The 11,543-nt window shown below is 60.4% G+C and carries 12 protein-coding genes, 1 tRNA gene and 1 pseudogene; 5 read left to right on the forward strand and 9 right to left on the reverse strand.

All coding sequences use genetic code 11. The annotated features are described in order from the left end of the window. Window positions 1–10: 10 nt before the first annotated feature. The 9 genes from QYL93_RS30375 to rpsO all read right to left on the reverse strand — a co-directional run bounded on the left by QYL93_RS30375 (window position 11) and on the right by rpsO (window position 6,757). Window positions 11–619 (reverse strand): NADH-quinone oxidoreductase subunit C, encoded by a 609-nt coding sequence (locus QYL93_RS30375; RefSeq protein ID WP_305747166.1) that lies wholly within the window; start codon window positions 617–619, stop codon window positions 11–13. A gap of 9 nt (window positions 620–628) precedes the next feature. Beyond that, window positions 629–1,108, reverse strand: coding sequence for an NADH-quinone oxidoreductase subunit B family protein (locus tag QYL93_RS30380; RefSeq protein ID WP_007849129.1), 480 nt, complete (start codon window positions 1,106–1,108; stop codon window positions 629–631). 27 nt (window positions 1,109–1,135) lie between these two features. Next, window positions 1,136–1,495, reverse strand: coding sequence for an NADH-quinone oxidoreductase subunit A (locus QYL93_RS30385; protein WP_057202177.1), 360 nt, complete (start codon window positions 1,493–1,495; stop codon window positions 1,136–1,138). Between the two features lie 74 nt (window positions 1,496–1,569). Next, window positions 1,570–1,654 (reverse strand) — tRNA-Leu (locus tag QYL93_RS30390). Window positions 1,655–1,769: 115 nt separating this feature from the next. Beyond that, window positions 1,770–2,150: a preprotein translocase subunit SecG gene (gene secG / locus QYL93_RS30395; protein ID WP_057202176.1), complete on the reverse strand. Its 381-nt coding sequence runs from the start codon at window positions 2,148–2,150 to the stop codon at window positions 1,770–1,772. A gap of 28 nt (window positions 2,151–2,178) precedes the next feature. Further along, window positions 2,179–2,940, reverse strand: a complete 762-nt coding sequence (gene tpiA / locus QYL93_RS30400) for a triose-phosphate isomerase (protein ID WP_305747167.1) — start codon at window positions 2,938–2,940, stop codon at window positions 2,179–2,181. Window positions 2,941–2,942: 2 nt separating this feature from the next. Then, window positions 2,943–3,929 (reverse strand): NAD(P)H-quinone oxidoreductase, encoded by a 987-nt coding sequence (locus QYL93_RS30405; protein ID WP_305747172.1) that lies wholly within the window; start codon window positions 3,927–3,929, stop codon window positions 2,943–2,945. A gap of 105 nt (window positions 3,930–4,034) precedes the next feature. Continuing rightward, a complete protein-coding gene (gene pnp, locus QYL93_RS30410; RefSeq protein ID WP_305747168.1) occupies window positions 4,035–6,281 on the reverse strand; it encodes a polyribonucleotide nucleotidyltransferase in 2,247 nt (748 codons plus the stop codon). 209 nt (window positions 6,282–6,490) lie between these two features. Then, complete coding sequence (rpsO, locus tag QYL93_RS30415; protein WP_007849123.1) at window positions 6,491–6,757, reverse strand: 30S ribosomal protein S15; 267 nt, start codon at window positions 6,755–6,757, stop codon at window positions 6,491–6,493. A 424-nt stretch (window positions 6,758–7,181) separates the two neighbouring features. On the opposite strand from rpsO, the gene QYL93_RS30420 reads away from it, so the two are divergent. From QYL93_RS30420 to QYL93_RS30440, 5 genes and pseudogenes are all read left to right on the forward strand, one after another. Next, window positions 7,182–7,739, forward strand: coding sequence for a GspH/FimT family pseudopilin (locus tag QYL93_RS30420; protein WP_305747173.1), 558 nt, complete (start codon window positions 7,182–7,184; stop codon window positions 7,737–7,739). A 28-nt stretch (window positions 7,740–7,767) separates the two neighbouring features. Then, on the forward strand, window positions 7,768–8,397 hold the full coding sequence (gene pilV / locus QYL93_RS30425) for a type IV pilus modification protein PilV (protein ID WP_305747169.1): 630 nt from the start codon (window positions 7,768–7,770) through the stop codon (window positions 8,395–8,397). An 80-nt stretch (window positions 8,398–8,477) separates the two neighbouring features. Next, window positions 8,478–9,329 carry a PilW family protein gene (locus tag QYL93_RS30430; RefSeq protein WP_305747170.1) on the forward strand — a complete coding sequence of 284 codons (852 nt, stop codon included), beginning with the start codon at window positions 8,478–8,480 and terminating at the stop codon, window positions 9,327–9,329. A gap of 25 nt (window positions 9,330–9,354) precedes the next feature. Further along, complete coding sequence (locus QYL93_RS30435; RefSeq protein WP_305747171.1) at window positions 9,355–10,158, forward strand: pilus assembly protein; 804 nt, start codon at window positions 9,355–9,357, stop codon at window positions 10,156–10,158. 71 nt (window positions 10,159–10,229) lie between these two features. Continuing rightward, window positions 10,230–11,543 (forward strand): annotated as a pseudogene (locus tag QYL93_RS30440) (pilus assembly protein PilC); the annotation flags it as partial.

Below are 11,543 nucleotides of genomic sequence, written 5' to 3' on the forward strand. Positions count from 1 at the left end.
CGCGGGCGCCTTAGTGCAGGCCTCCGTACTTGTCTTCGCGGATGATGCGCGGCGTGATCTCGCGCGGCTCGATCGACACGGGCTCGTAGACCACCCGGCGTTGCTCTGCGTCATAGCGCATCTCGACGTGGCCGGACAGCGGGAAGTCCTTGCGGAAGGGGTGGCCGATGAAGCCGTAGTCGGTCAGGATGCGGCGCAGGTCGTTGTGGCCGTCGAACACGATGCCGAACAGGTCGAACGCTTCGCGCTCGTACCAGTTGGCCGAGTTCCACAGGTCGGCAACCGAGGCCACCATCGGAAAATCGTCGTCGGCGCAGAACACCTTGACGCGCAGGCGCTGGTTCAGGCTGACCGACAGCAGGTGCGACACCACGCAGTAGCGCGCGCCTTCGTTGACTTCGTCGGCGTAGGCCGAGTAGTCGACGCCGCACAGGTCGATCAGCTGCTCGAACTGGCAGCCGGGCGCATCGCGCAGCTGCTGCATGGCAGCGAGGTAGTCGGCGGCGGAGACTTCGACGGTGACCTCACCGAGGGCCACGTGGATCTTGCGGACCTTGTCGCCCAGCACGGCGGCAACGGTGTCCTTGATTTTTTCAGGGCGAATGGCAACAGATGTCATCGTCAACCCTCAGACGCGCGCAATGGTGTTGGTGCGGCGGATTTTCTGCTGCAGCTGGATGATGCCGTAGATCAGCGCCTCGGCCGTGGGGGGGCAGCCGGGCACGTAGACATCCACGGGCACGATGCGGTCGCAACCGCGCACCACGGAGTAGCTGTAGTGGTAGTAGCCACCGCCATTGGCGCACGAACCCATCGACAGCACCCAGCGGGGCTCCGACATCTGGTCGTACACCTTGCGCAGGGCAGGCGCCATCTTGTTGCACAACGTGCCGGCCACGATCATCAGATCGGACTGGCGGGGGCTGGCACGGAACACTTCGGCACCGAAGCGGCCGATGTCGTAGCGTGCAGCCGCTGCGTGCATCATTTCGACCGCGCAGCAAGCCAGACCAAAGGTCATGGGCCACAGCGAACCGGTTTTGGCCCAATTCACCACGGAGTCATAGCTCGTGGTGATGAAGCCTTCCTTCATCACGCCTTCAATCATTGCATCAGTCCTTGTTGAAGCCCGCTGTCATTCCCAATCGAGGGCGCCTTTTTTCCACTCGTAGACGAAGCCCACGACGAGGATCGTCAGGAAAATCACCACAGCCACGAAACCGGCGGCACCCACCTCGTGCAGCGTGACCGCCCACGGGAAGAGGAACGCGATTTCAAGGTCAAAAAGGATGAAGAGAATGGCGACGAGGTAATAGCGCACGTCAAACTTCATGCGCGCATCCTCGAAGGCTTCAAAGCCACACTCGTAGGGGGAATTCTTGGCGTCGTCCGGGCGATTGGGGCCCAGGACATATCCGATGGCAAGGGGAACAACGCCTACGGCGATGCCGACCAAGATGAACAAGAGGACGGGGAGGTACTGATCGAGGTTCATCTTGAGGATGTGCTCACCGCTGTAGCCTGGCCCGACATGGCCCTTGCAGGGTCATGTCGGGGAGGCCTTTGTTTTGGTGCCGTCGGCGAGACTCGAACTCGCACAGCTTTCGCCACTACCCCCTCAAGATAGCGTGTCTACCAATTTCACCACGACGGCTGGATGTACGTGCCTGGATGGCATGAGGAACCTTGCGGTTTTGGCTTTCCAGACAATCCCGGATTCTACTCCGTAAAAACCCTGCTCCGCAGTTCAGGGCCCAAATTAGTGCAGATTATTTGGTCGGGATCTGCGCCGCGCCAGAGGCCGGCACCACAGGCACAGGAATCGCCACAGGAGCGGCACCCGACGCAGCCGAGGCTGGCGCGGAAGAAGCTGCCGCAGGCGCTTCGAGCACGCTGCCAGAGCTGGCGGGCCTCGCGTTGCCGAAGTATGCCAGAGCCAGCGTGGCAGCGAAGAACACCGCTGCCAACACCGCCGTGGTGCGCGACAGGAAGTTGGCGCTGCCGCTGGCGCCGAACAGGCTGCCCGAGCTGCCGCTGCCGAAGGCAGCACCCATGTCGGCACCCTTGCCGTGCTGGATCAGGATCAACCCGATCATTACCAGGGCGGTGATCATCTGCACCGCCAGAACCACATTCACGATCACGTTCATTCTCTGTTTACTCCTGATTTGAATAGCTTCAGGCGCGGCCCGGACGGGCAGCACCAATGATCTGCAAGAAATCGCCCGCCTTGAGCGAAGCACCGCCCACCAGGCCACCATCGATGTCCGGCTGCGCCAGCAGTTCGGCCGCATTCGCGGCATTCATGCTGCCGCCATACAGCAGGTGGATGCGGTCGGCATGCTCGCTGGCCAGGGCCAACTGCGCACGCAGCACGGCATGCACCGCCTGCGCCTGCTCGGGCGATGCCGTGCGGCCCGTGCCGATGGCCCAGACCGGCTCGTACGCCACCACGATTTCGCTGATGCAGTGGCCATTGAGGTGGATCACCGCAGCCAGTTGGCGCTTGACGACGGCTTCGGTCTCATCCGCATCGCGCTCTGCCAGGGTCTCGCCCACGCAGACGATGGGCGTGACGCCCAGCGCCAGCGCGCGCTGCGCCTTGATGGCCACGACGGCATCGGTTTCGCCGTGGTACTGGCGGCGCTCCGAATGCCCCACCAGCACATAGCGCGCACCGAACTCCTTGAGCATGGCGGCCGACACCTCACCCGTGTAGGCACCTTGTTCGTGTGCCGACACATCCTGCGCAGCCAGGGCGATGCCCGAGCCCGCAACCAGCGCCTGCACCTGGGCCAGGTAAGGCGAGGGCACAGCCACGGCCACATCGCACTGCGGCGCGGCCGAGGCCATGCCATCCCGCAATGCCTTGAGCAGCGCTTCGTTGGCGGCCAGGCCGCCGTTCATCTTCCAGTTGCCTGCGATGAGCTTCTTTTTCATGTTCACCACGTCAAAACAATCTTGCCAATGTGCTGGTTGGATTCCATCAGGGCATGCGCCTGGGCCGCATTGGCCGCCGCAAAGGTGCTGTGGATGACCGGGCGGACCGTACCGGCGGCCAGCAAGGGCCACACCTGCTCGCGCAGCGCACGGGCAATGGCACCCTTGAAGGCCACCGAGCGCGGACGCAGGGTGGAACCGGTGATGGTGAGCCTGCGGCGCAGCACCAGGCCAGCGTTGATCTCGCTCTTGACCCCGCCCTGCACGGCGATGATGACGATGCGGCCATCCTCGGCCAGACACTCGACTTCGCGCGCCACATAGCTGCCCGCGACCATGTCCAGCACCACGTCGACACCCTTGCCATCGGTGATGCGCTTGGCCTCGACCACGAAATCCTGCGACTTGTAGTTGACGGCATGGTGCGCGCCCAGGTCCAGGCAGGCCTGGCACTTGTCGTCGCTGCCCGCCGTGGCGATCACCGTGGCACCGAAGGCGCGTGCCAGCTGAATGGCGGTGACGCCGATGCCACTGGTGCCACCCTGCACCAGCAGGGTTTCACCCGTCTGCAGGCGGCCACGGTCGAAGACGTTGCTCCACACCGTGAAGAAGGTCTCGGGCAGCGAGGCGGCCTCGATATCGCTGAACCCGGCGGGCACCGGCAGGCACTGCTCGGCCGGCGCCACGCACCATTGCGCGTAGCCACCACCGGCCACGAGCGCGCAGACACGGTCGCCAATGGCCAGGCCCGAGCGGGCCAGCGCCTCGGCGTCACCCGCCTCCACCACACCTGCCACCTCGAGACCGGGAAGGTCGGAGGTACCAGGGGGTGGCGCATAGTGGCCCATGCGCTGCAGCACGTCGGGGCGGTTGATGCCGCTGGCGCCCACGCGGATCAGCAGCTCGCCTGCAGCCGGCACGGGCACGGGGCGCTCACCGAGGCGCAAGACCTCAGGCGCGCCGAACGAGGAAATCTCCACCGCTTGCATAGGAAGGTCCGTGGTTGATGGCATGGAAATCACCAGCCCCGACCACCACCCACAGGAGGCCGCTGCAAGCGGCCCACCCGATGGCGGCAGCAAAGGCGGCAGATATCAGCCGTTCACCTGGCCGGAAACGCCATCCGATGGCAGCGACTGTTGTTGCTGCTGCTGGTCGGCTGGCTGGCGATCACGGCCCTGGTCGCGGCGGGGTTCACGGTCACCACGCTCCTGGGGAGCTGGGCGGTCGCTGAAACCACCACCCGCAGGGCGGTCGGCCAAAGCCTTCATGGACAGCTTGACGCGGCCCTTTTCGTCGGTTTCCATGACCTTGACCTTGACGATCTGGCCTTCAGTCAGGTAGTCGCCGACGCGCTCGACGCGCTCGTGCGCGATCTGGCTGATGTGCAGCAGGCCATCCTTGCCGGGCAGCAGGTTGATCAGTGCGCCGAAGTCCAGGATCTTGGTCACAGGGCCTTCGTAGATCTTGCCGATTTCGACTTCGGCCGTGATCTGCTCGATGCGGCGCTTGGCTTCGTCGGCCTTGGCGTTGTCGGTGGCGGCGATGGTGATGGTGCCGTCTTCCTCGATGTTGATCTGGCAGCCGGTCTCTTCGGTCAGCGCACGGATCACGGAGCCGCCCTTGCCGATCACGTCACGGATCTTCTCGGGGTTGATCTTCATCGTGTAGAGCTTAGGCGCGAAGTTGGACACTTCGGTCTTGGCTTCGCCCATGGCTTCCTGCATCTTGCCCAGGATGTGAATCCGCGCTTCCTTGGCCTGGGCCAGGGCGACCTGCATGATTTCCTTGGTGATGCCCTGGATCTTGATGTCCATCTGCAGCGCGGTGATGCCGGCGGTGGTACCGGCGACCTTGAAGTCCATGTCGCCCAGGTGATCCTCATCGCCCAGAATGTCGGTCAGCACGGCAAAGCGGTTGGCGTCCTTGATCAGGCCCATGGCGATACCGGCCACGTGCGCCTTCATGGGCACGCCGGCGTCCATCATCGACAGGCAGCCGCCGCAGACCGAAGCCATGGACGAGGAGCCGTTGGATTCGGTGATTTCCGACACCACGCGCATGGTGTAGGGGAATTCTTCCTTGGTGGGCAGCACGGCCATCAGGGCACGCTTGGCCAGACGGCCGTGGCCGATTTCGCGGCGCTTGGTCGAGCCCATGCGACCCACTTCGCCGGTGGCGAAGGGAGGCATGTTGTAGTGCATCATGAAGCGGTCTTCGTACTCGCCGGCCAGGGCGTCGATGCGCTGGGCATCGCGCTCGGTACCCAGCGTGGTCACGACCAGCGCCTGGGTTTCGCCGCGCGTGAACAGGGCCGAGCCGTGGGCACGGGGCAGCACGCTGTTGCGGATCTCGATGGGGCGCACGGTGCGCGTGTCGCGGCCGTCGATGCGCGGCTCGCCGGCCAGGATCTGGCTGCGCACCAGGCGCGCTTCGATGTCGAACAGCATGCCTTCGACCTTGACGGCATCGAACTCCACGCCTTCGGCCTTGAGGCCGGCCATCACGGCAGCGTAGGCTTCGCGGCAGGCTTGCGTGCGGCTTTGCTTGTTGCGGATCTGGTAGGCGGCGGCGAGCTTCTCGTCGGCCAGGGCACCAACCTTGGCGATCAGGGCCTCGTCCTTGGCAGGGGCTTGCCACGTCCATGCGGGCTTGCCAGCATCACGCACCAGGTCGTGGATGGCGTTGATGGCGATATTGCCCTGCTGGTGGCCGAACACCACGGCGCCGAGCATGATTTCTTCGGACAGCTGCTGGGCTTCGGATTCCACCATCAGCACGGCGGCTTCGGTGCCGGCGACCACGAGGTCCATCTGCGAGCCCTTGCGCGCGGTCTGGCCGGGGTTCAGCACGTATTCGCCATTGATGTAGCCCACGCGCGCGGCGCCGATGGGGCCGGTGAACGGGATGCCGGAGATGGCCAGGGCGGCGCTGGTGGCGATCAGGGCGGCAATGTCGGCGTCGACTTCAGGGTTCAGCGACACGGTGTGGATCACCACGTGCACTTCGTTGAAGAAGCCTTCGGGGAACAGCGGGCGGATCGGGCGGTCGATCAGGCGGCTGGTCAGCGTTTCGTGCTCGCTGGGCTTGGCTTCGCGCTTGAAGAAGCTGCCGGGAATCTTGCCGGCGGCGTAGGTCTTCTCGATGTAGTCCACCGTCAGGGGGAAGAAGTCCTGGCCAGGCTTGGCTGACTTGGAAGCCACCACGGTGGCCAGCACCACGGTGTCGTCGATGTTCACCAGCACGGCGCCGGAGGCTTGGCGGGCGATTTCGCCCGTTTCCATGATGACGGTCTTGTCACCCCATTGGAAGGTCTTGGTGACTTTGTTGAAAATGCTCATGTTCAGCTCCTTTTGTTGTAGCTGGCAGCACAGTGCCAGCCTGGCGTGGAGGGCAATTCAGAACACGATGCCATTCCAGCGGACCTGCCCCCTGCGCACGGTGGCGGCAGGCCCGTTGGAATGACACAGCTTCGCTCTGTTTTGCGGCTCCGAAGTAAAAAACGCCTGAGCTAGCGGACTAACCCAGGCGTTTTGGCATGCAATGGGGATTACTTGCGCAGACCCAACTTGGCGATCAGCGCGGTGTAGCGCTCAGCGTCCTTGGCCTTGAGGTAGTCCAGCAGCTTGCGACGACGGCTCACCATGCGCAGCAGGCCGCGGCGACCGTGGTGGTCCTTGGCATGCGTCTTGAAGTGAGGGGTCAGTTCGTTGATGCGGGCCGTCAGCAGGGCCACTTGCACTTCTGGGCTGCCAGTATCGTTGGCAGCACGGGCGTTGGCCTTGACGACTTCGGCCTTGATGGAGGATGCGATCATTACTTTTTCCTTGGATTGAGGCCCGCAGCAGACAGCCGAAGACCCCGGTTTTTACTTGCGCCACCCGCTGGAATGGCCGGTGGCGTGCGTCTTGCACCATGCAAAACCCTCGGATTATAGCCTGCACCTCGGCAAATCGGTCTTTTTGGGCTTGCCGAACCCCCATGGGTGCACCCAGAATGCACTCCATCGCAAGGTGCACAACGCATCCACACCCCCACGGATCGCGCAAAAGCAAGCGACAAAACACCCGCAAGTGCAACAGAAAGCGCGGAACATCAGGTGCAGGCGCCGGGCCGCTCGACAATCCCGGAGCCAGCGCCTGTGCCTTTCAGGACACAGCCTCCGCCCGCTCGTCCCGGCTTCCATGCCACTGGTCAGTACGCAATGGTCACGTCACATCCGGTCACCTAATATGAAAATCATGCAATCAAAGAGCTTTACCCGTCGGCGAGGAATCCGCACATTCGGTGGAAACTCACGTGCCAGCGCCGGATTTACGATGATTGAACTCATGGTCGTCGTGGCCATCATGGGGATTTTGGCCGCATTGGCAGCCCCCAGCTTCACGCCCTTGATTGAGCGCTGGCGGGTGCGCAGTGCGGCGGAAAATCTTACATCAACCATCTACTACGCTCGCTCCGAAGCCATCAAGAGCGGTGGAGGCATCACCATTGATGCAACCGGAGGGTGGGACAACGGCTGGAAGGTCACCCACACTCAAAACGCTACTACGACCGACCGCCAGGTCAGCGCTCCACCCAGCAAGATCACAATGGCCCAAAGCAACAGCAAGGTAAAGCTCTATGCGGATCGCTGGGGCATGCTTTCCGAAACCAACGGCGGCGCCCCCACCGTCGGAATGAGCATCCTGATCCATCCGGCCGGCAAAACCACGACCGATGCCAACGCCATCCGGCTTTGTATTTCGGGCGGCGGGCGAATAGCACAAACAAAGCAGGGCGCTGCCTGCCCTGCTTGAGCCGTTGGAACCCCATACCCATGCACGCATGACGATCATGAATACCACATTGCACAAACACCAACGCGGCATCTCGCTGATCGAATCAATGGTCGCCCTTGTCATTGCCGCACTGGGCATCCTTGGCATTCTGGGTGTGCAAATGCGCACACTGACAGACACCCAAACCACGGTGCGCCGCGCGCAAGCCATCCGATTGATTGAAGACCTCAGTGAGCGATTGAAGATCACTCCCAATGCCATTGTCAGTGCGGACTCCTACAAGAGCGATTTCGCCACAGTGCCTACCTACACCCCAACGGCTTGCGCCACGGGTTGCGATGCCGCCGCACTCGCCACATTTGATTTGGCCAAATGGAAGAAAGCAGTAGCCGATACCCTTCCCTTGGGACAAGCCAGCATTTTTTGGGCCCAGAGTGAAGGCGCAACAGCCAACGACCCCAACCGCCGCCAACTCGGCGTCATGATCAGTTGGCGCGAAAACGAGCGCAACGGGACCAAAACAGACGACATCGACGCAAGCAAAGGAACTGCGAGCGGCGGGGCTGACGTCGCCTGCCCGGACAACCGGACCTGCCATTTGCAATATATCCCTGTCTCCGCTCGCTGCGCGCCTTACGACAACGGCAGCGGCACACCCTTGTTTTACTGCTCTTAGTGGTGCTCCCCATGGCTTCCAGATACCCCAAAGCGCATCCCATGCCTGCCACACACCCAACATCAAACCGCCTAGTAGCCATGCGCTTCAATCGACATGCACCAAGCCGCGTTGGCCAACGCGGCGTCACGTTGATCGAACTCATGGTCGGTATCACCATCGGCTTGCTGGTGGTTGCCGTGTCCATGGGCGCACTCATGGTGTCACGCGGCGTATCTGGCACCGTCAGCGATGCCAGCAACATCCAACAGCAAGCAGCCTACGTTATGCGCTCCATCGGTCAGCAACTGCGCCAAGCCGGTTCCCTGTACGTCAATACCACCCCCGTTGCAGGTGCGGTGGCCACGGACCCACTCACGGCCGTGGCCTTTGAGACGGACGCCACCAGTTCCTCGGGCATCAGTTTCGAGCAAGCCAAAACCATTCAGGGGAACACCTCCACCGGCGCCCCCACAGTCACCTACCGACGCTACAAAGACGCCGTGTTCACAGCGGCCACTCCTCAGTCTTCGGCACGAAATTGCCTGGGGGGCCCCACAGATGACGCCTCCAACGTAGACGAAGCCGTTACGAGCACATTTCAGCTCAGCGGCATCCAACTGGAATGTGGTGGAAATAGTGCAGCAGCCCAAGCAATTATCCAAAACGCAGCGGAATTTCAGGTTACCTACTTGGAGCAGATATTGACGGCAACAGGCAGCGCGATCAAGCCTGTCAATGCGGCCGCTGTAACCAATTGGCGTGCGGTGCAGGGCGTCGAGGTGTGTTTGGTGTTGTATGGCACCGAAGCCATTGATATGCCCACACCGAGCTACTACAAAGACTGTAGCAATGCAGACGTTGACATGACTGCTCTTGCAGGATCGCGCAAAAACCGGATGCACATGGTCTTCCGCAACGTTTTCCAACTGCGCAGCCAAGGGCTGCTCTAACAACGCTCGAACAAACAGGCCTCCCATGCCCAGTATCCATGCTTCCTTTGCGAAACCTCGCCCGCAACGCCAACAAGGCGTAGCCCTGTTCGTGGTGATTGTTTTCGTCATGCTCTCCATGCTGCTCGCGCTGTGGGCATCGCGCACATCGCTTTTCAATGAGATGGTGGTGAGTAACGATGCCGACTATCAGCGCGCCTTTGAAGCTGCCCAAGCCCTGGTGCAAGATGCCGAACTCGACATCCGTAGCGCCGACTACGACGTAGCCACTGGCAAAACCGTAGATGGCTTGAATTGCATTGCAGGGGGAAATATCTGCCGCAGTTTTTCGGCCGACAAATTTCCGCTGGAATCGAAGGAAATCACTGCCTTAATCAATACGATGGATGCACAAACCACCAAATGCCGCAGCGGCATTTGCACAAGGCGTACCGGACGGCAAGATTTTTGGAATTATACCAGCGCCACCCTTCCGGTGCCCACAGGCTTGCAACCTGGCGAAGTTCCGCTGGAACAACTGGCCACCGCAGGGATTGGTGCACGTTTTGGTGAGTTCACCGGGGCTAAATTTGGAACTGGCAGCAACGCCAACCCTATATTGGCTGACCGCAGTGCAAATAACCGAGGTGGATGGTATTGGATTGAAGTCATGCCATACAGCGACGCCAGTAAAACACAGAATCTCATTGTGGACACTGTAAGCAACCAGCTCAAACTCAATCTGGATGTGTATGCGATCTATCGCATTACCGCACTCGCCTACGGGCGCAAGCCAGAAACCATGGTGGTGCTGCAAGAAACTTATGCACGCCAGCGTAAAAAAGACTGAATTTTCGATTTGACGTTTATTGCTTCAACAATAAATTTTTCAGGCCAATATATCCATCGAAGGAGCAAACCATGCCCCGCACCGACGCCCCCCATTTCCGCAAAAACCTCCTCGCCCTTGCTGCATGTGCGGCATTGACTCCCCAAAGTGTTTGGGCCCTTGACTTGGTGCAAGAACCACCATTACCAACCGCAAAATCTTCGTTTGTGGCGCCCAATGTCATTATTTCAATTGATGACTCCGGCAGTATGGGATTCCGTCTGGATCAAGAAAGCTTGACCGGCGCTACCAACGAAACAGTACCCAATGCCTCTGGTGTTTGGCCAACCACCAGTCGCCGCATGAATATCTTGAGATACTCGTTGAAACAGGTTTTCAACGACACGACCCTGATTCCAGACAATAAAATTCGGCTTGCCTGGCAAGTCTTGCACAACAACGGGAACTCGGTCAATAAATACAATGACCTGTCTTACTGGTATGGCGGCAACGTGGCCAATCCCGGCAAAGGGAAAACACCCGGCGCGGATGACGTCAACACCACCGCCACTGGCGCCAAGAATAAAATGCGTTCACTGGACGCCACACACAGAGCCAATTTCTTGAGCTTTGTGGATTATCTGCTGCCCAACAATGGCACGCCATCGCACGATATGTTTTCGCAGGCAGATACCTACATGCGCGGCGCCTTGAGTGCTGATGGACCATGGGCGTACAAGCCAGGAACAACAGGCGCACCTTACCTTGGATGCAGACGCAATTACCATATTTTGATGTCCGACGGACGTTGGAATGGCACCCCCATTGCCGTCACCGATTCCACCTATCGAGACAACTCCACCAATTTGTCCCTCAATGACGGCAAAGTGTATGGCGGCAACGCTGCCGGTATAGCACAAACAAACCTTTTTCGAGACACGGACACGGCAGGACAAACTTACAGCAATACCTTGGCTGACTGGGCTTTTTTCAGTTGGTCCAAGCCTTTGCAAAGCACCGGCCTGACCGACGCAAACAAACTGAAGCCCACCAAAGAATACGATAATGCGCCAGCCACAGAAACATTTACAGCAGGCGGCAAATCCATAGCTCTTGAAAAGTATTGGAATCCCAAATACAATCCGGCCACCTGGCCCCACATGGTTACCTATACCATTGGCGTCAGTGATTCAGCGACCACTTGGCCAGGCTCCAACACGATTTTTGCGCCCACTGCCAAAACACCGTTTGGGTATGATGGCAGCTTTCCTGATTTTGTGACAAAGAACAAAGATTGGCCGGCAATGAGTGCCGAGAACAGGCGGGCACTGGACCTTTGGCATGCTGCCATCAATGGTCGCGGTCGATTTTATGGAATTACCAAAGCGGAAGACCTGAAAAAAGCC

Origin of the sequence: Acidovorax sp. A1169 (assembly GCF_030704685.1) — a bacterium.
GTDB lineage: Bacteria > Pseudomonadota > Gammaproteobacteria > Burkholderiales > Burkholderiaceae_C > Acidovorax.

Coding starts and splice junctions, on each gene's coding strand:
- QYL93_RS30375 (WP_305747166.1), bottom strand. CDS start 619: ATGACATCTGTTGCCATTCGCCCTGAAAAAATCAAGGACACCGTTGCC.
- QYL93_RS30380 (WP_007849129.1), bottom strand. CDS start 1,108: ATGATTGAAGGCGTGATGAAGGAAGGCTTCATCACCACGAGCTATGAC.
- QYL93_RS30385 (WP_057202177.1), bottom strand. CDS start 1,495: ATGAACCTCGATCAGTACCTCCCCGTCCTCTTGTTCATCTTGGTCGGC.
- secG (WP_057202176.1), bottom strand. CDS start 2,150: ATGAACGTGATCGTGAATGTGGTTCTGGCGGTGCAGATGATCACCGCC.
- tpiA (WP_305747167.1), bottom strand. CDS start 2,940: ATGAAAAAGAAGCTCATCGCAGGCAACTGGAAGATGAACGGCGGCCTG.
- QYL93_RS30405 (WP_305747172.1), bottom strand. CDS start 3,929: ATGCAAGCGGTGGAGATTTCCTCGTTCGGCGCGCCTGAGGTCTTGCGC.
- pnp (WP_305747168.1), bottom strand. CDS start 6,281: ATGAGCATTTTCAACAAAGTCACCAAGACCTTCCAATGGGGTGACAAG.
- rpsO (WP_007849123.1), bottom strand. CDS start 6,757: ATGATCGCATCCTCCATCAAGGCCGAAGTCGTCAAGGCCAACGCCCGT.
- QYL93_RS30420 (WP_305747173.1), top strand. CDS start 7,182: ATGCAATCAAAGAGCTTTACCCGTCGGCGAGGAATCCGCACATTCGGT.
- pilV (WP_305747169.1), top strand. CDS start 7,768: ATGACGATCATGAATACCACATTGCACAAACACCAACGCGGCATCTCG.
- QYL93_RS30430 (WP_305747170.1), top strand. CDS start 8,478: ATGCGCTTCAATCGACATGCACCAAGCCGCGTTGGCCAACGCGGCGTC.
- QYL93_RS30435 (WP_305747171.1), top strand. CDS start 9,355: ATGCCCAGTATCCATGCTTCCTTTGCGAAACCTCGCCCGCAACGCCAA.